Raw genomic sequence first — 23,324 nt, forward strand, 5'->3', positions numbered from 1 at the left:
TTGTTTATGAAAAAATCAAATTTGCATCAAAAACATGTTCAGGGAAAACGCCTGAGCAAGGGCTTCACACTGATCGAAATCATGGTGGTGGTGGTGATTTTGGGTATTCTGGCCACGCTGGTGGTGCCGAAAATCATGGGCCGCCCCGACGAAGCCCGTGCCGTGGCGGCAAAACAGGACATCGCATCCGTTATGCAGGCGCTGAATTTGTACCGCCTGGACAACAGCCGTTACCCCACGACCGAGCAAGGCCTGCAAGCCTTGGTCGAGCGCCCCACAACCGAACCCCAACCCCGCAACTACAAGCAGGGTGGTTATTTGGGGCGCCTTCCCGTTGATCCATGGGGCAGCAATTACCAGTTTCTGAGCCCCGGCATCAATGGCGAAGTGGATGTGATGAGCTTTGGTGCAGATGGCAAAGCCGGTGGCGAGGGCGTGAATGCCGACATTGGTTCCTGGAGCCTCTAAGCAGGGTTTCACCCTGCTTGAATTGCTGGTGGTGATCGTCGTGCTGTCGATCGCCGCCGGCCTTATTGTGGTTCGGGGCACGCCTGGCGATTCAAATTACCTTGAGGCGGACGCGAAGAAGCTCTCGCAGTTACTGCGTATTGCGCAACAAGAATCGCTCTTGAAATCCAAAGACATTCGTTTTGTGGCCGGGGATGAGGGTTACACCTTTGAAGAATTCACGGGCAGCCGTTGGGTACCTGTAAGCACCGAGCCCATGCTGCGCGCGCGCCAGTGGGACAACGGCCCATTCAAGGTGACCTTGATCAATGAAGGTCTGGAAAACAGATTCCTGACCCTTGAAAGCCAGGCCGGGCTGACGCGGCAGGCCATTGTGCTTCAGCGCAACCAGGTGCAGGTGGTACTTGAAAGCCAGGCCAGCGGCGTGTTTCGGGTGGGCAAACCCAACACGGTGCTGAACAGGAACAGCCAAAGCCTATGAATGCGCAGCGCGGTTTCACCCTGATTGAAGCATTGGTTGCCATGACAATTATCGCCGTGGCGCTGATCGCCTGCCTGAAAGCAGCTGGCAACTTGAATATTCAGCAAGACGACATGATCAAGCGCCAGTACGCACAATGGAGCGCCAAGAACACGGCGAACTTCATTCGCGTGGCGGGCGTATTCCCCAGTGCGCAAACGGCGCAGCACGCTTGCCCGCAAGGCAACTTCCGTTTCACCTGCCTGGTTGAAATTACCAACACCCCCAACCCGAATTTCAGACGGGTTGAGGTGCAGGTGAAAGATGCATTCGAAGGCGATGCGGGCAACCAGTTGGCCAGGTTGGTGATTTTTCTGAGCAGCGCACCATGAACAACCAGCGCGGCTTTACATTGCTGGAAGTTCTGATTGCCTTGGGCATTGTGGCCGTAATTTCCATTTTGTCCTGGCAAGGCTTGGAAGAGGTTCTGCGTTCGGCCAACCGGGTTACCCAGGTGGACGAACAAGTACAAACCGTCAGCGCGGTTTTTTCCCAGCTTGAAAAAGACCTGGGCGCACTGGAATTAAGCACCGAACCACCCACGCCAGACAGCGATTTGGTGGAGGTGACCGGCAACGGCCTGTTGATTCAGTACACCCAACGCAAAACCAGTGAACCCGCTTACCGGGAGCGTGTGGAGTGGATTCTGAACGAAAACGGCCTGCTTCGCATTGCACGGCGTGAACTGAACCCGGACCAACCTTCCATTAGCGAGCCCATTGCCACCCGTGGTTTGCAGGTGCGCCTGTTGCGTGAACCCGGCGGCTGGACCAGCCCTGTCATTTTCGGCAACCACGCTGCACAAGAACGCAGCGACCTTGAACTGCAAGGCCCGGCTTTGCAACTGAACACAGGGGCGCCAGCCAACCAGCCGCCCGTGGATGGCGAACCCCCGGAAATACCCCAGGCGCAAACCGTGCAAAGCCTGGTACGGGCTGTAGAAATCAGCTTGACCCAGCCCAACAACCAGGCGGTAAGCCGTGTGTTCCTGACCGGCGGGGTGTACTGATGACAAACAGGAAGAACCAGCCACAAGAAGGTGCTGCCGTGGTGATGGCGCTGTTCATTGTGGTGCTGTGCACCTTGGCGGTAAGCCCCTTGATCTGGAATTTGTTTGCCACCGCGAAAACCATTTCAGTGGCTGCAGCACGCGACCAGGCTGACGCGGTGAGCCGAAGTGGCGTGGACTGGGCCAGGGTCATTCTGCGCGAAGATGCCCGTGTGTCCACTACCGACACATTGACCGAACCCTGGGCAGTGCCACTGGCCGAAAGCCGGATCAATGAAGGCTTGTTGCGCAAAGAAGAGAATGCCACCGAGGCCGATGACAGGGAGGTGGTGCTGACAGGGCGCATTGAAGACGCGCAGGGACGCTTTAACCTGCGCAACCTGGGTGCCGACAACGCGCGCCAGCTGATGTGGCTGAACGGTTTTACCAAACTGTGCGATTTACTCAGTGTGCCCGGCGATCAACGCGCCTTGCTGGTTCAAACACTGAACAGCATGTTCATGCCCAAACTGACCAACCCCGAGGAACAAGGCATTAACCCCAACGAGCCGCCTTTGCTTGCGGCACTGCGCTGGGAAGAATTTCGGGGCAAGTACGGAATTTCAGAGGAAACCTGGGATCAGCTTCGGCCCTACGTGGTGATACTGCCCAAGGCCACCGCGGTGAACGCCAACACTGCATCGGCCGAAGTGCTGTATTCAATCATTGAAGACATCAGCTTTGGGGATGCACAACGCTTGCTGGCCCAGCGCGAAAGGGTCACATTCCGCAATGTGGCCGACATTCGCAGTGCCTTGAACGCGAATGTGACCATAAACAATGATTTAATAACAGTGAACAGCAATTACTTTCTGGTAGAAGGCACTGCGCAGGTGGAGGAAGCGTTGATCCGTACGCGGGCATTGCTCGAGCGGCGCGACCAACGCGTGTTTGTGATGTGGAGACAATAATTGAACAACAACCAACCCCTGTTGGTGATTTGGTGGCCCAAGGCCCTGGACCAAACCCGAGCCGAAGAAGAAGGCCGAACCATTCGCGTTCGATATGAAGTATTGGCACGAAGTGGCGACAAACTTCACGGTGGTGACGAAGCCCTGAACAAACTGCCCAAAGACCTGCCTTGCCTGGTGTTGGTGAACCCCACCGAGCTGGGCCTGTTTGCCGTGGTGCCCCCGAAATTATCAGGCGCCAAGTTGAAAGAGGCCCTGCCCTTTCTGGTTGAACCGTACCTGCTGAACGAACCCGAAGAAAACCATGTCAGCCTGTGGTCCAATTTACCCAGCCACGCCAACGGCGCGAGACTGGCGGCGGTGTTGGGAAAAATACGGGCACGCAGCATTGTAAGCACGTGCACACAACACGGATTGAAACTGGCGGGCTTAAGCTGTGAAACCCTGCGTGAACGCACCGGCAGTGAGGGCGCGGCCTGGTTAAGCGGGCAAGATTTTATTTTGGTCGATGGAATTGACACCCCTTTGCTAACCCCGACTGGCCAGCCCGCCGTGCTGAAAGTGATGTTGCAGCGCCGTTTGCAACAGCTTGGGGCACCCATGATTCAACTAAGCAGCAACGACCATGCGTGGTTGCACAGCCAGGTGGACGGTGCACTGGGCGAGAACAAAATTCAAGCCACTGACCGCGCACCCGTTGAACCCCTGCCCCGCCTGCTGACCAAAAGCCTGCTGGGCGCCGATGAACTTCGCAAAATGGGCATGCGCCCCATGGCCAACCAAGGTGGCTTGAGCAAGCTTTTAACCCCTGCACTGGTATTGGCTGCGGTTGCTGTGTTGGGCTTGAATGCATTGGCTTTCAAGGCCGAGCGCGCCAACGCCGCGATTGAAACACAAATTACCGAAAGCTACACGCAGGCTTTGCCCAACATCCCCATGGTGGCAGACCCATTGCTGCTGATTGAACGCGAGAAACGCAACCTGAATGCAGGACTGGACACCAGCAATGCACAAGGACTAAGCGCCCTGCTGCACGAGGTAGGCCAGGCCATGGACCAGGCACCCTTTAACAGCATGGTTGATTTCGCCTGGGCCGACAACACACTAAGCGTGCGCTTTAATGCAAACGTAACGGAAGAACAGCAAGGAGCAGCCCTTCAAAAACTGAAGGCCCGCAGGTTGGACGCAAAGTGGTTGACCGGTGCGAAATCGAATTTGCCTGTGTTGCAAGTGAAAAAGGGAGCCACGCGATGAAAGCCGCTTCCCTTGTGAACAAATTACAAAACCGGCTCGACCAGTTAAACACGCGCGAACGCAAGTTGGTGACCCACGGCGGTTCACTGGCCGCTGTGTTGATTGCCTGGTTTGTGTTGATTGAACCCGCCCTGCTGACCGTGCAGCAAGCCCCGGCCAATCAGGCCGCACTGGTGGACAAGGCGGGGCAGGTTATGCGTGCGGCCCAAGACCTGGAAGCCCTGCGTGGCGCGCGTTCACGCGTGGTGGTGCCTGAAAGCGATTTGCAGGCCCGGTTGCAACAACTGCTGGATGAACAGGGCATTACCGAACAGGCGAACCTTGTGCGCACTGAAGAAGGCGACATTCGCGTGGAATTCAACAATGTGTCAGCCAGCGGTTTTCTGGCCTGGGTGGCGCGTGCAGAGGCCATTTCAAGCCTGACCCTGAATATGGCTGAAGTTGAGAAAGTGGAAGCTGGCGTGGTGAAAGGCTATGCAACCCTGCTACCGGGTACCCAGGGCAACCCGGGCGCTGCGAAATGAGATGGATTCGTCAGCTTTGGCCCTTTGCCTTGATTGCGCTGGCCGTGCTGGTGTGGAATTACCCGGTCTATGCCGTTGCGGGGAAGATTGAAACGGCAAGCGGGGGCAAGGTTCAGGTGTTGAGCAGCAGTGGCTCGGTTTGGGCTGGGCAAATGCAACTGGGGCTGTCCGACGGTGCCCGTGTTTACTCCATACCTGAGGCTGTGCAATGGCGGCTGAAATTTGGCCAAGGCGGTAACTGGCTGACAATTGCTGTGGAACACCCAAAATTGGTTGCTCCGCTGCATCTGGGATTCAACGGCGAAGGTATTACTGTAGATGGCGGAGAACTTCGCATGCCTGCATCGTGGTTGGGGGCAACGGGCGCGCCATTCAATACCATTCGACCGGAAGGCCTGTTGCAGTTAAGCTGGGCTGCATGGCAAAGTGGGGGCGGTTTGCAAGCCACACTGAAATGGCTGGACGCGCAATCGGCTTTGGCCAGCATTCGGCCATTGGGGGAATATGTCATCACCGTGACAGGAAACCCTGATACAAGGATAGACATGACACTGGCTACCAACAAAGGCCCCTTGATGCTTGAGGGAAGTGGGCAGTGGACAAACGGACAACGATTTGTATTCAATGGGTATGCCAGTGCACAGGAACGCAGCAAGGAGGCGTTGACCGGGCTGCTCAGCCAGATGGGACGACTTGAGGGTGATCGATATCGCCTGGGTGTATTTTGATGACAGCAACAAAAACAAAAGGAACAGTGAGCTTGAACACTGCACACACGTGGCGCTTGAAACGCTCATTTTTGAACCTTGCCCTGATGTCGATGGGATTGGGTTTGGGGCTTGCCAGCCATGCGCAAAACCTGAATTCGCAAAGGCAACAACCCGTTCAAAACAGCCAGGAAGACAAGTTTGCCCTGAATTTCGTGAATGCCGAAATTGACGCTGTGGTGCGTGCCATCGGTTCATTCACCAACCAGACCTTTGTGGTTGACCCGCGCGTGCGGGGCACCATTTCACTGGTATCGCCTGAACCACTGAGCGCCAGGGATGCGAAAAATGCACTGCTGGCTGCGTTGCGCCTTCAAGGTTTCACCATTGTTGAAAGCGGTGGTGTGGCCCGTGTGCTGCCCGAAAACGATGCCAAAGTTCAGGCCGACAACAATGTAGACCCCCGCAAGGCAATGAACCAAAGCGGCAATGCCATCGTAACGCAGGTGTTTCAGCTGAACTATGAATCAGCCACTGCACTGGTGCCAGTGTTGCGTCCCTTGATTGCACCCAACAACACAATTGCGGCCTACCCCAACAACAACACACTGGTCATTACCGATTACGCCGACAACCTGCAACGCATTGCCCGCATTATTGCCAGCATTGATGGCCCCTATTCCGGCGATCTGCAAATCGTTAACCTTGAGCATGCACTTGCTGTGGACCTGGCCGCCATTCTGGGCCGTATGCTGGACGAAGGCAACCGTGGCACCGGCGCTGCGGTAGACGCAGGCCAGCGCCTCTCCGTGATGGCCGACCCTCGTACCAATTCACTGCTGCTACGCACGCCAAGCAAGGCCCGGTTAAACCTGGCCAAGGCACTGATCGCCAAACTGGATCAACCAACCAAACAGCCGGGCAATGTGTGGGTGGTGTACCTGAAAAACGCCGAAGCCGCGAAACTGGCAAAAACACTGCAGGCTGTGCTAAGCAGCAGCCCGATTTCAGACAACACCACATCCAGTTCACTTTCATCAGGCAGCGGCCTGGGTGGCGGTGCAGGCGACACATCGAACACCAACAACAGCACACGCAACGTCACCAACGGCAGCCCGGGCTTGGGGGGCGGTTCCAGCGGGTTGGGTTCATCACTGGGTGGGGGCACTTCCAGCGGACAGCTTAGTGCAGCCTCTGGCAATGTTGAACTGAACAGTGGCGGCATCGTGCAGGCCGACCCCTCAACCAATTCGCTCATCATTACTGCGCCGGAACCGATTTACCGCAACCTGCGTTCCATCATTGAGAAGCTCGATGTACGCCGCGCGCAGGTGTTTGTTGAATCGCTGATTGTTGAAGTATCCACCGACAAAGCTGCTGAATTTGGCATCCAGTTTCAAGGTCTGTCGGGTGTGGGTAGTGACGGTGTCAGTGTTATTGGGGGCACCAACTTCAACGACCCCGGTTCTGGCAGCAACATTCTGGGGGCTGCGGCCAACCTGGGTTCCGTGGGCCGGGGCTTGAACATTGGGGTGATTGACGGGCAGGTGAACATTCCCGGCATTGGTACCATTTCCAACCTGGGCTTTTTGGCCCGCGCACTGGAAAGCAAAGCCAACGCCAACATTCTTTCAACGCCAAACATTTTGACCCTGGACAACGAGGAAGCCAAAATCGTAATCGGCCAGAACGTGCCCTTCATCACCGGGCAGTTCACCAACAGTGGCGGCAACGGCGCGACAGTAAACCCGTTTCAAACCATTGAGCGGCAGGACGTCGGTCTGACCCTGCGGGTGAAGCCCCAGGTGTCGGAAGGCGGCATTGTGAAGCTGGGTATTTTTCAGGAAGTCAGTTCCGTGGTGGACAGCACCAACGTGTCGGGCATCATCACCAACAAACGGTCCATTGAAAGCAATGTGCTGGTTGAAAGTGGCAACATCATTGTGCTGGGCGGCCTTGTTGAGGATCGTGTTACCGGAAACGAAGAAAAAGTGCCGGGCCTGGGCGATGTGCCCGTGCTGGGGCAGTTTTTCCGCTACGACAACCGGCGCCGCCAGAAAACCAACCTGATGGTGTTTTTGCGGCCCGTGGTGGTACGCAACGAAGACCAGGCGCAAAGCATTGTGACCAACCGGTACGACTACATGCGCCAGTTGCAACAGCAAAACCAGCCCGAGAAACGTTTTGCCCTGCCCGACATGCAGGCACCCGTTTTGCCTGCGCGTGAGCCACAACCCGTGCAAGGCAATGGGGACAGCATCAACCTGACACCCAGCAGCCGCATTCTGGTGATTCCGCGTGCCAGCTCATCCAGTAACAAGGAAATCAATTCCAACCTGGGCACAGGGCCCACCGGGGGTAACAAGCCGTGACCGAGCTGCGCTTCAACCCACAAACGGTGGGCAGGCTGCATTACGGCTTTGCAAGGCAAAACCAGGTACTGTGTCTGGACGCACAAAGTGAATTGTGGCGTTTGGCGTTTAGCCCGCGCACACCCAGCCATGCATTGATTGAAGCGCAACGCGTGGCCCCCTGCCCCATTGACTGGGTGTTTTGCGAAGACGCAGTGGTGCTGGAAAAAACAATCAACCAGGCGTATTCCAACCAGGAAACCAGCGCGGCCGCAGTGGCCGATGAAGTGGCTGGCGACCTGGATCTGGACCAGTTGATGCAAGACATTCCCGCCGTGGAAGACCTGCTGGAAACCGAAGACGACGCGCCCATTATCCGCATGATCAATGCCTTGCTAACGCAAGCCAGCCGCGATGGTGCTTCAGACATTCACATTGAAGCGTTTGAAACCCATTCGGCCGTGCGCTTTCGTGTGGATGGCACGCTGCGCGATGTGTTGCAGCCCCGCCGTGAGTTGCATTCCGCGCTGATTTCCCGGATCAAGATTATGGCAAGCCTGGACATCGCCGAAAAACGCCTGCCACAAGACGGCCGCATTACCCTGCGCATTGGTGGCAAGCCCATGGATGTGCGGGTATCTACCCTGCCCACAGGCCACGGCGAACGGGCGGTGCTGCGTTTGCTCGACAAGGAAGCAGGTCGGCTGGAACTAAGCCGCCTGGGCATGCCCGAGCACACGTTGAAAGAAATGGACCGCCTGTGCAACATGCCACACGGCATTATTCTGGTGACAGGGCCAACAGGCTCAGGCAAAACCACCACGCTGTACGCCGCGCTGTCGCGCATTGACTCGTCCACCACCAATGTAATGACAGTGGAAGACCCGGTGGAATACGACCTGCCCGGCATCAGCCAAACCCCGGTGAATGCCAAAATCGACATGACCTTTGCGAAGGCTTTGCGCGCGATTTTGCGCCAAGACCCCGACGTGATCATGATTGGTGAAATTCGCGACCTTGAAACTGCACAAATTGCGGTTCAGGCCTCGCTGACTGGTCACCTGGTGTTGGCCACCCTGCACACCAACGATTCCGTCAGCGCCGTGACACGTTTGGTCGACATGGGCGTAGAGCCGTTTTTGCTGTCGTCCAGCCTGTTGGGCGTACTGGCCCAGCGCCTTGTACGCCGCCTGTGCCCGAATTGCAAAACAAGCACGCTGGATGAACAGGGCCACACCCACTGGCATGCCAACGGGTGCGACCAATGCAGCCACACAGGCTACATTGGACGAACAGGTGTGTACGAATTGTTCACCATCGACGATGAATTGCGCACCATGGTGCACAACGAAAACGCCGAAGCGGAAATGCGCCAGCGCGCACAGGCCAAAGGCATGAAGAACATGCGTGAAGATGGCCAGCGCTGGGTTGAAAGTGGAACCACCACGCTGGAAGAATTGCTGCGCGTGACCAGAGACTAATACCATGGCCGTGTTTCGATACGAGGCGTTGAACGCCCAAGGAAAAACAGTCAAAGGCTCGATGGAAGCCGACTCACCCCGCGCCGCACGCAACCAGATGCGCATGCAGGGCATGACCCCCATCGAGGTGCTGGAAGTGGGCAGCGCCAAAATGACTGGCAAAAAAGCCGGGCGTTTTGACCGAGAACTGAGCAACCGTGAAGTGGTGCTGTTGACCCGCCAACTGGCCAGCCTGCTGCAAGCCCGCCTTGCGCTAGCGCAAGCCCTGGCCGCGCTGGTGGAACAAGCCGAGAAACCCTTGATTCGCGAACGCATCAACAGCATTCGCTCCGAAGTTGTTTCAGGTACCCCCTTAAGCCAGGCCCTTGCGCAATACCCAAAAGCATTTCCGGAAATGTATGTGGCCACGGTGGCCGCTGGTGAAAACACCGGAGATCTGGGCGGTGTGTTATCGAAACTGGCCGATGCGCTGGAAGCCCGCCAGGCCTTGCAACAAAAAGTAAGCGCTGCATTCATTTACCCCGCCATTGTGACGTTGGTTGCATTGATGGTGGTGATTGGCCTGCTGACCTATGTAGTGCCACAAGTGGTGTCGGTGTTTGAAAGCAGCAATCAGGAATTGCCCACCATCACGGTGGTGATGATCGCCCTTTCGGACCTGTTGCGCAGCTGGGGCTGGTTAATGGCCTTGGTGATCGCGCTTGCAATTTATCTGTTCCGCAATGCCCTGAAAAACAAGGTCTTCAAACTGAAGTTTGACGAAACCGTGCTGACCATTCCCGTGGTGGGCCCCTTCATCCGCGCTGTAAACACCGCGCGTTTGGCATCCACCCTGTCCATTCTGGTGGGCAGTGGCGTACCCATATTAAAAGCATTGGCTGCAGCCAACCGCACACTGGGCAACAGTGCGCTGCAACTGGCCATGGTCGAGGTGCAGGAACGCGTGAAAGAAGGCAGTGGTTTAAGCAAGGCCATGGGCAAAAGCGGCTTGTTTCCACCCGTGCTGACACACCTTGTGGCCAGCGGTGAAGCGACAGGCCAGTTGGCCGCCATGCTGGAACGCGCCTCGGAAAGCCAGCGCACCGAAGTGGAACGCAAGGCCATGTGGCTGACCAGCCTGATGGAACCCATTCTGATTCTGGTGATGGGTCTGATTGTGTTGCTGATCGTGCTGGCCGTGATGATGCCGATTATTGAAGTCAACCAGCTGATTCAATGAACATTCAAACCAACAAGGAAACTGGCGAGGATGTGATCCGTGTGATGTTGGTGGATGACGACGAACTGATTCAACAGGCCCTTCGCCAAGCCATCGAAACGCACCCGGAACTGGCGCTGCTCGGGCAAGCCTACACGCTGAATGAGGCCATGGTAGCCGTGCAAGAACTTCAACCCGATGTGGTGCTGGTTGACCTTGGGTTGCCCGACGGCAGCGGGCTCGAATTGATCCGCCATATTCATCAGCACATGCCTGGCTGCGAGAGCATGGTGCTCACCGTGTTTGGTGATGAATCACATGTGATGTCGAGCATTGAAGCCGGGGCCACCGGCTACCTGACCAAAGACACCCGCACCGCCGACATTCTGGACCGGTTAAAACAACTGCGTGCGGGTGGATCACCCATCAGCCCGGTGATTGCGCGCCGCCTGCTCAATCGGTTCAGGGGATCCACAACCCTGCCCGCCAGCAAAGTGACGGGCACTGAATTCACCCCCTTGTCGGAACGAGAACAACAGGTGCTTGAAATGGTGGCCAAGGGTTTCATGCAGGCTGAGATTGCTGAAATAATTGGTGTGTCCATCAACACGGTAAGCACTTACATCAAACGCATTTACAAAAAGCTGGCAGTGAATTCCCGTACCAGCGCGGTGCACCGCGCCAATGCCCTGGGTTTGATCAATTTAAAAGACTGCTAGGCACTTATGGCCCAGGCTGACGCCCCCCCTGCAAACCCAAGCTGGTTGAAACGACTCGGCCTGTTTTATGTATGTGCCACACTGATCGCCTTGGCGGGCGCTGCCATCCTGTTTTATCAAATTTCCAAAGCCACACCCACAGACCCCGGCGCCCTTGAAGTCAAAGTCGCCCGGTTTTCCGAACAGGCCGCATACAAAACCCGCCCACCCAAAGCGCTGGAACAGGCCTTGCGGGTGCAACTGCCCCACCGCATCGACCACATGCTGAGCAGCCCAGGCGGCTTTTACTGGTATGAATTCGACTTCACAACCCTGCCCGAAAACAGGCTGGAGGCACTTTACATTCCGCGATTCGCCATGAATGCCGAGGTGTACCTGAATGGCGAACGGATTGCTTTTTTTGGCCCCATGACCGGTGAATTTGCTGAACGCAACTGGAACCGGCCGCAGATTGTAAACCTTGGCCCCCATATGGTTCAAACCGGTCAAAACACGGTGGCAATCCAGGTGCGCGCTTTTCCGGATTACCTGGCCGGTTTATCCTCGGTATGGCTGGGTTCCGACGAAAACCTGCGGGAAGCCTACCGTTCACGCTACGAAGTACAAGTTACCTCGGTCTACCTGAGCACCGCTTTTGTGTTGGGTGCGGGCATCGTGCTGAGCATTCTCATTGGCATGGGAAAATCGCGCAGCGGTTTGCTCATGCTGCTGGCCGCCACCTGCTTTTTGTGGGGGGTTCGAAACCTTGCCTTTCTGACCACAGTGCCTCCAGTTGGGCACGGCACCTGGATCCAGATCACGCAAGGCGGTTTGCTGCTGTTTGCAAGCCTGATTGTGCTGTTGATTTTGTTGTACTGCCAGGTGTCGCGAAAGCGGCTGGAATGGAAAATATGGTGGACTTACTCCCTCAGCTTTCCGGTGTTGTTGCTGATCAATGAAAACTGGGCGCTTCGCTTGGTGGCCTACTACGGGGTTCTGGGCCTGTGCATGTACACCTGGAACGTGTATCTGCTGGTGCTTCACGGCAACAGCAAACAGTCACTGGCGCCCCATGCATTTGGATTTGGTTTGTTGTGTTTCATGGCGCTCAGCGTGTCAGACCTCCTGTTTCTGGCAGGTATCCAGCCGTTCGACGGATACTTTTTGAACCAGTACATGGGCATCGCGATGTTTCTTGCGATGAGCTATTTTTTGATCGAGCGCTACAGCAACATGCTGAAAGAATCTGACAGATTCAACGAAACGCTGCAAGGCCGGTTGATGGAACGTGAAGCCGAACTGGCCGAGCAGTATCAACGCCTTCAGAAAATTGATGAAGACAAAGTAAAAATGGCTGAGCGGCAACGCTTGATGGCCGACATGCACGACGGTTTGGGCGCACACCTTGTGGCAGCCATTCACCACCTGCAATCGTCTAATTTCAACAGACGAAACACGCTGAATCTGCTTGAATCGGGGTTGCGGGATTTGCAATTGACCATTGATTCGCTTGAGCCCATTGAGCAAGACCTGACAACCCTGCTGGGGGCATTTCGCTACCGGATTTCAGACAGCATGCGAAGTGCCGGCATTCGACTGCATTGGGCAATTGATGAAGACATTCCTGCAATTCCCTACCTGGATGCGCGCAACTGCCTGCATGTGCTGCGTATTGTTCAGGAAATTTTCACGAATATCCTGAAGCATGCGCAGGCCACCGAAGTAAGCCTGGAGGTGTCAAGGGGACCAAAATATGTGGGTGTGCAGATACTGGACAACGGGGTAGGATTTGAACTGGACGCTCAGCACGCAGGGCGAGGTTTAAACAACCTCAAGCAACGTGCGGCCAGCTTGGGGGGTAGCATCGACATGTCAACCGCAACCGGGCTTGGCACTCGATACCTGCTCAAATTACCGTTGACCATTCAAACCTGACCACCGATGAACGCGCAAGACCTGGATCAATTTGAATCAAAGCCTTTCGGCGTGATCCTGGTCGAGGATGAACCTGCAACCCAGGATCACCTGGTCCGCGTGATCGAATCATCCACCCGGTTGAAGCTGCTGGGCGTGGCCAGCACAGCGCAGGACGCCTATTCCCTGCTGTTCATGACCAGCCCCAAAGTTGTGTTGATTGATCTTGGTTTGCCAGACTCATCGGGCATTGAGATCATTGACTGGTCGAGCAAGAACAAACCAGAAACAGAATGTTTGGTGATCACCACGTTTGGCGATGAAGACCACGTGGTTCGAAGCCTTGAAGCCGGCGCAAGTGGTTATTTGCTGAAAGACTATTCCAGTGACCAACTAATCGAACACATTCTGGAAGTGGCCAACGGCGGTTCGCCCATCAGCCCGCTGATTGCACGGCAACTGCTGTTCAAGATCCAGCAAGAAAGTATCACTGAACATCTCCACGTGCAAGCCATGGCCGACCTTGATAAAACCCGGAAAGCATGCTGCATCACAGACCGTGAACTGACCGTAATGCAGCAAGTGGCGCGTGGTTTCACCGCGCATGAAATTGCAGGACAAATGGGTATTTCAACCCACACCGTGGCCACCCACGTGAAACGCATTTACAAGAAACTCCACGTACACAGCCGCTCAGAAGCAGTGTACGAAGCAACCATGCTTGGGCTTCTCGACCTTTGAAGCCAACAACCACCGATACCTGGTTCGCCTGGCGATTCTCCCTGCTATTCATGCTGAGCCTGTTCATCGTATTGTGGGGCACATTCAACGCACCCCTACATGCATTGGGCAATGACAGCACACGGCAATCTGGTTATCTGCTTGACCACGCCCGCGTACTGTTTTCCGGCAACCCAGACCTTACAGCAGAAGAAGTATTGCAGCGAAGCGGGAAGAAAACAGTCATTCTTCCCGACTCCTGGGATGTGACACAGCAAAATTTCGAGGGGCAAGGCTGGTACCAGATCGAGTTCCGCCTCGACCCGGCGAAACCCAAACCCGACGCGCTGTTCATGCCCAAAGCGATCATGAACGCACACGCGTACCTGAATGGCCACTGGATCGGCGGGCATGGTTCGATGCGCGGCGAGATTGCACGCCACTGGAACTACCCTTATCTGTTTCAGTTTTCCCCCGCCCTGTTGAACCAGAACAACAATGTGCTATTGATCCAGGTGGCTGGCTACAAAAACTACCGCAGCGGCTTGGGCCGTGTGTGGTTGGGCCCAAGTGAATTGCTTGAACCGCTTTATGCCTCGTCTTACCGCTGGCAGGTTACCGGCTCGATGCTGGCCACGCTCGTGGCTTTCTGCAGCGGTTTGTTGTTGCTGGTTTTTGCACAGGTTTTTCGCGAACAGGAAGGATTCTTTTTCCTCAGCCTGGCTGTGATCATTTTTGCCCTGCGCAACACGGGTTATTTTTTGAACTGGACCCCACTTCCACACGCACAATGGGGGCAACTGGTTCACAGCCTGCACGCATGGTTTGCATGCCTGTACGGCCTGTTCCTGATTCAATACATGGGCCTGAAGCGGATGTGGATTCGCAAGGCACTGTGGGTGTATGCCATCGGAGTGACCGTGTTGACCTTCGGGGCTGGCAGCCAGGAAATATTGCAATTCACTTTTTGGCTGCTACTGCCCATTATTCCAGTCATATTTGTTTTGAATTTGATGCTGCTTGGCCAATCCTGGCAACACAAGAATTTCGAAGGTGCCATTCTTGGGTGCAGTTCAATGTTGTTTGTGTTGTTGAGCATTCGCGACCTGAGCATCATGCTGGGCACCTTGCCGGTTGAATCGGTTTTGCTGTCACAGTACACGGGCATTTTGCTGTTTGTATCTGCTTGCTGGATCATCTTCCGACGTTACAAGTCGTTGCTGGAAGACCTCGAAACATCCAACGAATTCTTGAATTCAGAGCTGGCCGTGCGGGAACAACAGCTGTTTCACCAATTCAACCTGCTTCGCAAAATTGAACAGCAACGCACACAAGATGATGAGCGACGGCGCATTATGCAAGACATTCACGATGGCGTGGGATCAAGCCTTGTGTCGGCCCTGAACCTGACTGAAACCCGGCCACTGGGCCAAGAGGAAATGCGCGAGGTACTGCAGGAATGTCTGGATGACCTTCGCATGGCCATTGATTCGCTGGATCCGCAAAGCGACGACCTGCTGGCACTGCTGGGCAATTTCCGCTGGCGATATGAACGCCGATTGAAAGCCTGCGGGGTGACCTTGCTGTGGACCGTGACCGACATTCCAAAACTGGAGGGTTACAGTTCGCGCGACCTGTTCGATTTGCTTCGCATTGTGCAAGAAGTTTTTGCCAACATCCTGAAACATGCCAAGGCGTCGAAAATTGAATTGAGCGTGCGGTGGGATGAAGGGAACAGCAAGGTATTGTTGAACATCAGCGACGATGGCATTGGCATGCCCACCAACACGCTTGGCCGAGGACGCGGCTTGGCGCACATGAAAATACGCGCAAAGTCCATTCGCATTGAACTGTACACGGGCGTTGGCATTGAGGAGCGTGGCGTGGGGGTGTTCATGGCCATTCCAAGAATGCGCAAAAAATGATGCTGCTTACTGAAGCTTGTTCCACACCGCGCGGCCTGCGCGGCTGATGTAAGGCTTGCCAATGCTGCCGGATATCCAGGCACCTGTTTGCACCAGCCTGTTCAAATCCAGCCCGGTTTCAATGCCCATGCCATGCAGCATGTAAACCACATCTTCAGTGGCCACATTGCCTGTGGCACCCTTGGCGTAAGGGCAGCCGCCCAGGCCAGCGATCGAGCTGTGGAAGGTGGCCACACCCAGTTGCAGTGCCGCCAAAATATTGGCCAGTGCTTGCCCATAGGTGTCATGAAAATGGCCCGCCACATGTTGCAGCCCCACGCTGTGGCCCACGGCTTCAAACACTTGGCTAACCCGTAGCGCGGTGCCCACGCCAATGGTGTCGGCCACATCGAATTCCTGCACGCCAATGCCCTGCAGGCGCAAGGCCACCTCAGCCGCGCTTTGAATGGGCACATCGCCTTGGTAAGGGCAACCCAGTGCGCATGAAATAGAGCCACGCAAATGAATATTGTGCGCGCGGGCCAGTTCAGCCACCGGCTTGAAACGCTCAATACTTTCTGCGATGGTGCAGTTGATGTTTTTTTGCGTGAAGGCTTCCGACGCCGCGGTGAACACCACCACTTCCTGCACACCCGCTTCAATGGCGGCTTCCATGCCCTTCAAGTTGGGCACCAGGGCCGAGTAGGCGACTTTGTATTTTTCAAGCACTGGCATTGCTTTCAAACCAGCCAACACATCAGCCCCATCGGCCATTTGCGGCACCCACTTCGGCGACACAAACGCTGCTGCTTCCAGCCTGCGAATACCTGCCTGGATCAACTGCTTGCACAGATCCACTTTGATGGCTGTGGAAATGGGTGTTTTTTCGTTCTGAAGGCCATCGCGCGGACCGACTTCGACGAGGGTGACTTGGGTGGGAAGTTTGATCATGCTCATGTTGACTTGGCGTCGTCTGAAAAATGAATAAGCTCTGTGCCTTCCGTCACCTGATCACCCACCGGGTGGGGAATGGTTTGCACCACGCCATCACAAGGTGAATTCAGGGTATGTTCCATTTTCATGGCCTCCAGGCCGATCAGGGGCTGACCTTTTTTCACAGTGTCGCCCACCTTCACAAACACGGCAAATACTTTGCCCGGCATGGGGGCGGCCACACCGTGTGCGTCATGCCCCTGGTCTGCGTGAATGTGCGCCGGGTTTTGCCATTGCAGGTTTGCTTGTTCTGCGCCCACGTGCACGCTGAGGTTGTCGCCGTGCCAAATCAAATCAAATACGCTGCCTGCATTCGCACCATTTGTGATGGTGCCTTTCAAGCGGGGCAAGGCAATCAAATTGCCACTGTTGTGCAACGTACAAATCAATGCAAATTCGCGGCACTGAATGTGCACAACATCGCCTTGCGCAGCCACGTGGGTATGGGTCGCAAAAATATGATCGCGTTCTGCCCATCGGTCTTCGCGCAACGGGGGCGCACTGGAATAAAACCCGTCCAGCATGGCCAGCGGGTCACTGGTTTTCTTGTGCCTGATTTGGCTGTGCAAGGCCCAGCGCGCCAAACCAGCCAAGGCCTGCACCGTGTGGGTTTCAATGCTGCTTGCCGGGGTTTTTGTATTCATGGTCATTCTGTCGATCAACCCTGTGTCGTATCCACCTGCTGCAAATTCCGGGTGCAGGCACAAACTGCGCAACCAAGCCAGGTTGTTTTTTACGCCAACACAACGCAATTGTGCCAGGGCATCGGCCAGCTTGTTCAAAGCCGCTTCGCGCGTGGGTGCCCAGGTAATCAACTTGCCCACCATGGGGTCGTAGTACGGCGACACTGCAAGACCAGAACGCATGGAAGAGTCCAAACGAATACCGGCGGTTCGGCCTGCATGCGTACCGGTGCGAAACTCGATTGAATCCGGTACCTCCCACAACTCAACCATACCAATGGCCGGCAAGAACCCCTGCTCGGGGTTTTCTGCGTACAGGCGTGCTTCAAACGCGTGACCGTCGATGTGAATGGTTTCCTGCGTGGCTGGCAGCGGCAAACCGGCTGCAATTTCGATTTGCCATTGCACCAGATCGAACCCGGTGATCATTTCTGTAACCGGGTGTTCCACCTGCAGGCGGGTGTTCATTTCCATGAAATAGAATTCACCGCGGGCATCCAGCAAAAATTCCACAGTACCCGCGCCCACATAATTCACAGCCTTGGCCACTTGCACTGCAGTGCGCCCGAAGGCTTCGCGCTGTTGTTCGGTAAGACCGAATGCTGGTGCTTCTTCAATCACCTTCTGGTGGCGACGCTGGGCTGAACAATCCCTTTCAAACAAATGCACCACATTGCCATGCGTGTCGGCAAACACCTGCACCTCCACGTGGCGCGGTTTGATGATTTGCTTTTCCAGCATCACGGTGGCATCGCCAAATGCGTTTTTGGCTTCGCGCTGGCAGCTTTCAAGTGCGGCCTGCAAGTCGCCAGCACTGTTCACAATTCGAATGCCCTTGCCACCACCACCTGCCACCGCCTTGATCATCAGCGGAAAACCGATTCGTTCAGCTTCCAACTGCAAGGTATTCAGCGATTGGTCTGCGCCAAAGTAACCGGGAATCAGCGGCACGCCTGCGGGTTGTACACAGGTCTTGGCTTCGCTTTTGCTGCCCATGATGCGGATGGCCTCCACACCGGGGCCGATGAAGGTGATGTGCGCATTGGCACAGGCCTGTGCAAAAGCCGCGTTCTCGGATAAAAACCCGTAGCCGGGGTGAATGGCCTGCGCGCCGGTTTGCTTTGCAGCGGCAATCACTTTGTCGATGTTCAGGTAGCTTTGCGCAGCCTCGGGTTCGCCAAGGCATACGGCTTCATTGCATTCCTGTACATGCAAAGCTTGCGCATCGGCCGCGGAGTAAACAGCCACGGTTTGAATGCCCATGGCTTGCGCGGTGCGGTTGACTCGGCGGGCAACTTCGCCCCGGTTGGCAATCAATATTTTGGTGAACATCTTGCAATGGGTCCTGGGCCCGGGTTTTTCTGATTATAGGATTAACACACACGCCACCAGGCGTGCCGAACAAAAAGTGACCGATGCGGGCCACACTGTCCTTTAAGCGAACTTTCAGCCCATTGCTTGTTACCAAGTGAAGTCTGTGGTTTGTAAATCTCTTGTTCACCACGCCCCATTTCATTCCATTTTCCAATCAATCGAGTTCAACTGATGCAAATCAAAACTTTCTTCACAGCGGCTGTGGCTGCTTCTTTCACAACACTGTTCGCCTTGCCCGCTTCTGCACAAGACGCAACGCACAAACCTTCACCATTCATCGGGCTTACCCACACCTCGTTGAAAATAAAATTCGACAATCTTCCCGACACCACCTGGAGAACAGATGCAGTCGGTGTCAACGCAGGCATCCCCCTGACGAACAATGTGTGGCTTGAAGCCAAGGCTTTGAAGGGCACCAGCGGCACAACCCAAAGCAATGTTCGCATGGAACTTGACCACTACCTTGGCATTAACCTGATTGGCCGTTTACCAATCATCACCACCGGTTTTTCACTTTATGGCTCAATCGGTGCTGGCAAAACCAAACTGACCGCCAGCGGCCCTGGTTTTCAGGCCAGTGCATCTGAAACAGGCCTGGGTTATGGATTTGGCGTCATGTACAACACAGGTCCTCTGAACTTCCGAATTGGCTACGAAAACCTTTACAGCGATGAAGGCGCTGAAATCGACGGTGTAAATGTCGCGGGTTCTTACCGCTTCTAAACAAGCACTAATTCATCCACACTGGTTTGCGTTTTTCCATGAATGCCATCATGCCTTCTGCTGCCTCGGCGCTGCCGCGCACAGCAGCAAGGCGTGCAGCAACTTCAGCATGTGTTTCGTCGGCAGAAATGTCCATGCGGGAAACATCCCGAACCAGTTTTTTGCAAGCTGCCATGGCATCGGGTGCACAGCTGCCAAGCTCTGCAAGAATCGATTCCAGCTTGGCGTCCAGCATGTCGGGTGTGGTCAGTTCATGCACCATGCCCAATTCACAGGCTTTTTCAGCCGTGAATGTTTCACCGGTAATGAAGTAGCGGCGCGCAGCCTGCACGCCCATGGCTTGCACCACGTAGGGGCTGATGGTGGCAGGTATCAAACCGCGCTTCACTTCTGGCAGGCTGAACTTCACATTGTTGCTGGCCACAATAATGTCGCTGGCGCTGACCAGGCCAGTTGCACCGGCCAGGCACAAGCCATGCACACGGGCCACCACCGGCTTGGGGCATTCGGCAATGCCGCGAAACAAGCTTGTGAGAGTGATTCCACTTTGTTGGTTACTTGCGGCTTGCTGGGCCATTTGCATCATGTAGCCCAAATCAGCACCTGAACAAAACGCATCACCGTTGCCCGCCAGCACAATGGCGCGGGTGTCGGGGTCGCTGCCCAAACGTTGAAAGGCCTCGACCAACATGGCAATCATTTCGCCGTTCATGGCGTTCTTCACTTGCGGGCGGTTCAAGGTTAACCACACGGATTTTCCCTTGCGGGTTTCAATCACGGGTTTTTCAGTCGACAGTTCACTCACGTCAGTGTCTCCGTTCTTTTATTGTTGGAATTACATTCGGTACACGCCGAACTTTGTTTCCGGAATATCTGCATTCAGGCTGGCGGAAATGGCCATGCCCAGAATGCGGCGCGTGTCTGCAGGGTCGATCAGGCCATCATCCCAAAGCCTTGCAGTGGCGTAATATGGCTGGCTTTGTTCATCAAACTGCTTCAAGGTGGGTGCCTTGAACTCGGCCTCCTCTTCCTTGCTCCAGCTGCCCCCCTTGGCTTCAATCTGGTTGCGTTTTACGGTGGCCAATACACCTGCGGCCTGTTCACCACCCATTACACTGATGCGGGCGTTTGGCCACATCCACATGAAGCGCGGGCTGTACGCGCGGCCACACATGCCATAGTTGCCGGCACCAAAGGAGCCGCCAATTACCACCGTGAATTTGGGCACTTTGGCGCAGGCCACCGCCATCACCATTTTCGCGCCATGGCGGGCAATGCCTTCGTTTTCTACCTTCTTGCCCACCATAAACCCGGTGATGTTTTGCAAAAACACCAGCGGAATTTTGCGCTGACAGCACAGCTCAATAAAGTGCGCGCCCTTTTGGGCTGATTCAGAAAACAAGATGCCGTTGTTGGCCACAATGCCCACCGGCATGCCATACAGGCGTGCAAAGCCACACACCAAAGTGCTCCCAAAGCGGGCCTTGAATTCATCGAACTCGCTGCCGTCTACAATGCGGGCAATGATGTCGCGCACATCGAACGGTTTTTTGGCGTCAGTCGGCACAATGCCGTAAATTTCTTCGGCGCTGTACAGGGGCTCTTTGGTTTCACTCAAAGCCCAAGGGTAGCGCTTCTCGGGGCGACCCAAATTGGCCACAATGCGGCGGGCAATTTCCAAGGCATGCTGGTCGTTCTCGGCCAAATGATCGGCCACGCCGGAAAGCCTTGTGTGCACATCGGCACCGCCCAGTTCTTCCGCGCTCACAATTTCGCCCGTGGCGGCCTGCACCAAGGGTGGGCCACCCAGAAAAATCGTGGCCTGATTTTTCACGATAATGGCTTCGTCGCTCATGGCGGGCACGTAAGCGCCGCCGGCGGTGCAACTGCCCATGACCACGGCAATTTGCGCAATGCCCTGTGCGCTCATATTGGCCTGGTTGAAAAAAATTCGGCCAAAGTGATCGCGGTCGGGAAACACTTCGTCTTGGTTGGGCAGGTTGGCCCCACCAGAATCGACCAGATAAATACAGGGCAAGTTGTTCTCAGCCGCCACTTCCTGTGCGCGCAGGTGCTTCTTCACGGAAAGTGGATAGTAGGTGCCGCCTTTCACCGTGGCATCGTTGCACACAATCATGCAATCCACACCACTTACGCGACCAATGCCTGCAATGGCGCCGGCACCGGGCGCTGCGCCACCGTACATGCCCCATGCAGCCAAAGGTGCCAGTTCCAGAAAAGGTGAACCGGGGTCGAGCAAACCAGCCACCCGCTCGCGGGGCAACAGCTTGCCGCGTGCGGTGTGGCGTTCATTGGCCTGTTTGCCACCGCCTTGCGCCACCACGGCCAAATTGGTTTTCAGCTCGTCGACCAGTTTCTTCAATGCAGCCTGATTGGCAGCAAAGTCGGGGCGGTTTTTAACGTTGTTGGAATCGAGCACGGCCATGTTTAGAATGGCCCCTGTGCAACCCAGCGGCGCAAATGCTCCATGCGGTCCTGGCCCCAGAAGGCTTCGCCGTCCACCACGAAATACGGCGCACCAAACATGCCCGCGTCGATGGATTCCTGCACCGCGGCTTTCATTTGTTCTTTCACTGCATCGGTTTGCGCACCCGCCACCAAGGCAGCACCGTCCAGTCCGATTGATGTGGCCACCTCAGCCACCACGTTGTCCTCGGTGATGTCTTGCCCGGTTACAAAGTAAGCCTTGTAAAGGGCCCGGGTCAGCGCACCAGCTTTCTCGGGCTGAGTGTTCAACACATGCAGAATTGCGCGTGAACCGGTGGTGGCATTGATCGGGAATTTCTTGGGCCAATTGATTTGCAAGCCATGAAAGCGCGCCGTGCGGGCAAAGTCTTTCGCAGAATACTTGCCCTTGACGGGGTTCATCATGGGCGGTGTGTTGCCTGTGCTTTTGAACACAAAGCCAAGCAGGGTGGGCTTGTAATTCACGGTGCGCTTGCCAGCGGCGGCAATTTCTTCTATTTGCTCGGCAGCCACATAGCTGTAGGGGCTGGTCAGGTCGAAATAGAAATCAATCGTTTGTTTGGTAGTCATGGTGCTTTTTGGCTCCAGATTGGGGGTGTTCCAGTGATTCTATCGAAGTTAGCGTGAAGTTAACGGGCTTGCTTGCGCCTTATCAGGAAAAAAGCCAACCTAGCCACTGGCTGACCCACGGTTGCTTTGAAACCCACAAAAACACGGCATAACCGCCCCACCACAACAGCGCCACCAGCAGGGCAGCCAGTGCTGTGAACAAATAACCGGCCAGCACCAGCCTGCCGTCACGCACCCGCAAACCAAAGGTGATGCACACCATGGCGGCGGCGGGCAGCACATTGTCGAAAGAAGCAAAAGGCACAGGTGCCGCCATGGTCAGCCCCGCAAAAGCCAGCACCAGCCCGTTGACCGGGCGCATGCGTGGGTGGCTCATCACGTACAAACGCGGTTTGCTGTGGGGTGCCACCCTGCGAATAAACACGCCCAGGAACTTCTTCAGCACGCCTGCTGCCTTGGGTGGCAAGCGTTTCTCGCCGATCGACTTGGGGATTGGCATGCCAAAACCCAGCGCATAGCCCAAACCCAGCAGAAAAGTAACGTACCCCAAACTGGTGGCAACACCCGGAATTCCAAAGGGAAGCAACAGCGGCAAAGCGGCCAAACCGATCCAGGTCAGCTGTTGCTTGGGGCTACGGCCAATGGCATCGGCCACTCTGGCTTGGGCCATGTTGTCGGCGAACATCACCACGCGCCGCCAAGCGTAGGGCAGTTCTTGCAGGGATTCGTCTAAATTGGCTCGGCTGCTCAAAGTAATGGTGGTGAATTCATGGCATTCAATCTTAGGCGAAATTGA

Annotated in this window: 22 protein-coding genes; 16 read left to right on the forward strand and 6 right to left on the reverse strand. The window is 55.6% G+C overall.

Features of this window, described 5'->3' with window-relative positions:
• The first annotated feature begins 6 nt into the window (after positions 1-6).
• From gspG to V7028_RS05200, 15 genes are read left to right on the forward strand one after another with little or no spacing between them, the layout of a single operon-like run.
• Positions 7-468 carry a type II secretion system major pseudopilin GspG gene (gspG, locus tag V7028_RS05130; RefSeq protein ID WP_334119029.1) on the forward strand — a complete coding sequence of 154 codons (462 nt, stop codon included), beginning with the start codon at positions 7-9 and terminating at the stop codon, positions 466-468.
• Positions 440-949, forward strand: coding sequence for a prepilin-type N-terminal cleavage/methylation domain-containing protein (locus tag V7028_RS05135; RefSeq protein ID WP_334119030.1), 510 nt, complete (start codon positions 440-442; stop codon positions 947-949). The genes gspG and V7028_RS05135 overlap by 29 nt, the downstream gene beginning before the upstream one ends.
• Positions 946-1,320, forward strand: a complete 375-nt coding sequence (gspI, locus tag V7028_RS05140; RefSeq protein WP_334119031.1) for a type II secretion system minor pseudopilin GspI — start codon at positions 946-948, stop codon at positions 1,318-1,320. Before V7028_RS05135 ends, gspI begins: the two co-directional genes overlap by 4 nt.
• On the forward strand, positions 1,317-1,997 hold the full coding sequence (locus V7028_RS05145) for a PulJ/GspJ family protein (protein ID WP_334119032.1): 681 nt from the start codon (positions 1,317-1,319) through the stop codon (positions 1,995-1,997). The genes gspI and V7028_RS05145 overlap by 4 nt, the downstream gene beginning before the upstream one ends.
• The gene (gspK, locus tag V7028_RS05150; RefSeq protein ID WP_334119033.1) at positions 1,997-2,947 is read left to right on the forward strand and encodes a type II secretion system minor pseudopilin GspK; all 951 of its coding nucleotides are present in this window, start codon (positions 1,997-1,999) and stop codon (positions 2,945-2,947) included. Before V7028_RS05145 ends, gspK begins: the two co-directional genes overlap by 1 nt.
• Complete coding sequence (gene gspL, locus V7028_RS05155; protein ID WP_334119034.1) at positions 2,948-4,201, forward strand: type II secretion system protein GspL; 1,254 nt, start codon at positions 2,948-2,950, stop codon at positions 4,199-4,201. It abuts the gene before it with no gap.
• On the forward strand, positions 4,198-4,725 hold the full coding sequence (gspM, locus tag V7028_RS05160) for a type II secretion system protein GspM (protein WP_334119035.1): 528 nt from the start codon (positions 4,198-4,200) through the stop codon (positions 4,723-4,725). Before gspL ends, gspM begins: the two co-directional genes overlap by 4 nt.
• Positions 4,722-5,453, forward strand: coding sequence for a type II secretion system protein N (gene gspN, locus V7028_RS05165; protein WP_334119036.1), 732 nt, complete (start codon positions 4,722-4,724; stop codon positions 5,451-5,453). The genes gspM and gspN overlap by 4 nt, the downstream gene beginning before the upstream one ends.
• A gap of 26 nt (positions 5,454-5,479) precedes the next feature.
• Complete coding sequence (gspD, locus tag V7028_RS05170) at positions 5,480-7,804, forward strand: type II secretion system secretin GspD (RefSeq protein ID WP_334119037.1); 2,325 nt, start codon at positions 5,480-5,482, stop codon at positions 7,802-7,804.
• Complete coding sequence (gene gspE / locus V7028_RS05175; RefSeq protein WP_334119038.1) at positions 7,801-9,264, forward strand: type II secretion system ATPase GspE; 1,464 nt, start codon at positions 7,801-7,803, stop codon at positions 9,262-9,264. Before gspD ends, gspE begins: the two co-directional genes overlap by 4 nt.
• 4 nt (positions 9,265-9,268) lie before the next feature.
• Positions 9,269-10,483 carry a type II secretion system inner membrane protein GspF gene (gene gspF, locus V7028_RS05180; RefSeq protein WP_334119039.1) on the forward strand — a complete coding sequence of 405 codons (1,215 nt, stop codon included), beginning with the start codon at positions 9,269-9,271 and terminating at the stop codon, positions 10,481-10,483.
• A complete protein-coding gene (locus tag V7028_RS05185; RefSeq protein WP_334119040.1) occupies positions 10,480-11,181 on the forward strand; it encodes a response regulator transcription factor in 702 nt (233 codons plus the stop codon). Before gspF ends, V7028_RS05185 begins: the two co-directional genes overlap by 4 nt.
• Before the next feature lie 6 nt (positions 11,182-11,187).
• Complete coding sequence (locus tag V7028_RS05190) at positions 11,188-13,095, forward strand: sensor histidine kinase (RefSeq protein ID WP_334119041.1); 1,908 nt, start codon at positions 11,188-11,190, stop codon at positions 13,093-13,095.
• 6 nt (positions 13,096-13,101) lie between these two features.
• Positions 13,102-13,815: a response regulator transcription factor gene (locus tag V7028_RS05195; RefSeq protein ID WP_334119042.1), complete on the forward strand. Its 714-nt coding sequence runs from the start codon at positions 13,102-13,104 to the stop codon at positions 13,813-13,815.
• Positions 13,812-15,719 (forward strand): sensor histidine kinase, encoded by a 1,908-nt coding sequence (locus tag V7028_RS05200; RefSeq protein ID WP_334119043.1) that lies wholly within the window; start codon positions 13,812-13,814, stop codon positions 15,717-15,719. The genes V7028_RS05195 and V7028_RS05200 overlap by 4 nt, the downstream gene beginning before the upstream one ends.
• A 6-nt stretch (positions 15,720-15,725) precedes the next feature.
• Here V7028_RS05200 and V7028_RS05205 read toward each other — a convergent pair whose 3' ends face one another.
• Positions 15,726-16,646: a hydroxymethylglutaryl-CoA lyase gene (locus V7028_RS05205; protein WP_442918686.1), complete on the reverse strand. Its 921-nt coding sequence runs from the start codon at positions 16,644-16,646 to the stop codon at positions 15,726-15,728.
• 5 nt (positions 16,647-16,651) lie between these two features.
• Positions 16,652-18,706, reverse strand: a complete 2,055-nt coding sequence (locus V7028_RS05210; protein ID WP_334119045.1) for an acetyl/propionyl/methylcrotonyl-CoA carboxylase subunit alpha — start codon at positions 18,704-18,706, stop codon at positions 16,652-16,654.
• A gap of 213 nt (positions 18,707-18,919) precedes the next feature.
• Between V7028_RS05210 and V7028_RS05215 the strand changes: the two genes are divergently transcribed.
• Complete coding sequence (locus V7028_RS05215) at positions 18,920-19,471, forward strand: porin family protein (RefSeq protein WP_334119046.1); 552 nt, start codon at positions 18,920-18,922, stop codon at positions 19,469-19,471.
• A gap of 7 nt (positions 19,472-19,478) precedes the next feature.
• Here V7028_RS05215 and V7028_RS05220 read toward each other — a convergent pair whose 3' ends face one another.
• The 4 genes from V7028_RS05220 to V7028_RS05235 form a co-directional block, all read right to left on the reverse strand.
• Positions 19,479-20,276, reverse strand: a complete 798-nt coding sequence (locus tag V7028_RS05220) for an enoyl-CoA hydratase-related protein (protein WP_442918684.1) — start codon at positions 20,274-20,276, stop codon at positions 19,479-19,481.
• 30 nt (positions 20,277-20,306) lie between these two features.
• Positions 20,307-21,917 carry a carboxyl transferase domain-containing protein gene (locus V7028_RS05225; protein ID WP_334119047.1) on the reverse strand — a complete coding sequence of 537 codons (1,611 nt, stop codon included), beginning with the start codon at positions 21,915-21,917 and terminating at the stop codon, positions 20,307-20,309.
• 2 nt (positions 21,918-21,919) lie between these two features.
• Positions 21,920-22,528 carry a 2-hydroxychromene-2-carboxylate isomerase gene (locus V7028_RS05230; RefSeq protein ID WP_334119048.1) on the reverse strand — a complete coding sequence of 203 codons (609 nt, stop codon included), beginning with the start codon at positions 22,526-22,528 and terminating at the stop codon, positions 21,920-21,922.
• Between the two features lie 82 nt (positions 22,529-22,610).
• Positions 22,611-23,279: an exopolysaccharide biosynthesis protein gene (locus tag V7028_RS05235; RefSeq protein ID WP_334119049.1), complete on the reverse strand. Its 669-nt coding sequence runs from the start codon at positions 23,277-23,279 to the stop codon at positions 22,611-22,613.
• Between the last annotated feature and the right edge of the window lie 45 nt (positions 23,280-23,324).

The sequence above is a fragment of the Limnobacter sp. genome (assembly GCF_036846585.1).
GTDB lineage: Bacteria > Pseudomonadota > Gammaproteobacteria > Burkholderiales > Burkholderiaceae_B > Limnobacter.

Coding starts and splice junctions, on each gene's coding strand:
- V7028_RS05135 (WP_334119030.1), top strand. CDS start 440: ATGCCGACATTGGTTCCTGGAGCCTCTAAGCAGGGTTTCACCCTGCTT.
- gspK (WP_334119033.1), top strand. CDS start 1,997: ATGACAAACAGGAAGAACCAGCCACAAGAAGGTGCTGCCGTGGTGATG.
- gspI (WP_334119031.1), top strand. CDS start 946: ATGAATGCGCAGCGCGGTTTCACCCTGATTGAAGCATTGGTTGCCATG.
- gspM (WP_334119035.1), top strand. CDS start 4,198: ATGAAAGCCGCTTCCCTTGTGAACAAATTACAAAACCGGCTCGACCAG.
- V7028_RS05230 (WP_334119048.1), bottom strand. CDS start 22,528: ATGACTACCAAACAAACGATTGATTTCTATTTCGACCTGACCAGCCCC.
- V7028_RS05215 (WP_334119046.1), top strand. CDS start 18,920: ATGCAAATCAAAACTTTCTTCACAGCGGCTGTGGCTGCTTCTTTCACA.
- gspN (WP_334119036.1), top strand. CDS start 4,722: ATGAGATGGATTCGTCAGCTTTGGCCCTTTGCCTTGATTGCGCTGGCC.
- gspG (WP_334119029.1), top strand. CDS start 7: ATGAAAAAATCAAATTTGCATCAAAAACATGTTCAGGGAAAACGCCTG.
- gspF (WP_334119039.1), top strand. CDS start 9,269: ATGGCCGTGTTTCGATACGAGGCGTTGAACGCCCAAGGAAAAACAGTC.
- V7028_RS05210 (WP_334119045.1), bottom strand. CDS start 18,706: ATGTTCACCAAAATATTGATTGCCAACCGGGGCGAAGTTGCCCGCCGA.
- V7028_RS05225 (WP_334119047.1), bottom strand. CDS start 21,917: ATGGCCGTGCTCGATTCCAACAACGTTAAAAACCGCCCCGACTTTGCT.
- V7028_RS05185 (WP_334119040.1), top strand. CDS start 10,480: ATGAACATTCAAACCAACAAGGAAACTGGCGAGGATGTGATCCGTGTG.
- V7028_RS05195 (WP_334119042.1), top strand. CDS start 13,102: ATGAACGCGCAAGACCTGGATCAATTTGAATCAAAGCCTTTCGGCGTG.
- V7028_RS05145 (WP_334119032.1), top strand. CDS start 1,317: ATGAACAACCAGCGCGGCTTTACATTGCTGGAAGTTCTGATTGCCTTG.
- V7028_RS05190 (WP_334119041.1), top strand. CDS start 11,188: ATGGCCCAGGCTGACGCCCCCCCTGCAAACCCAAGCTGGTTGAAACGA.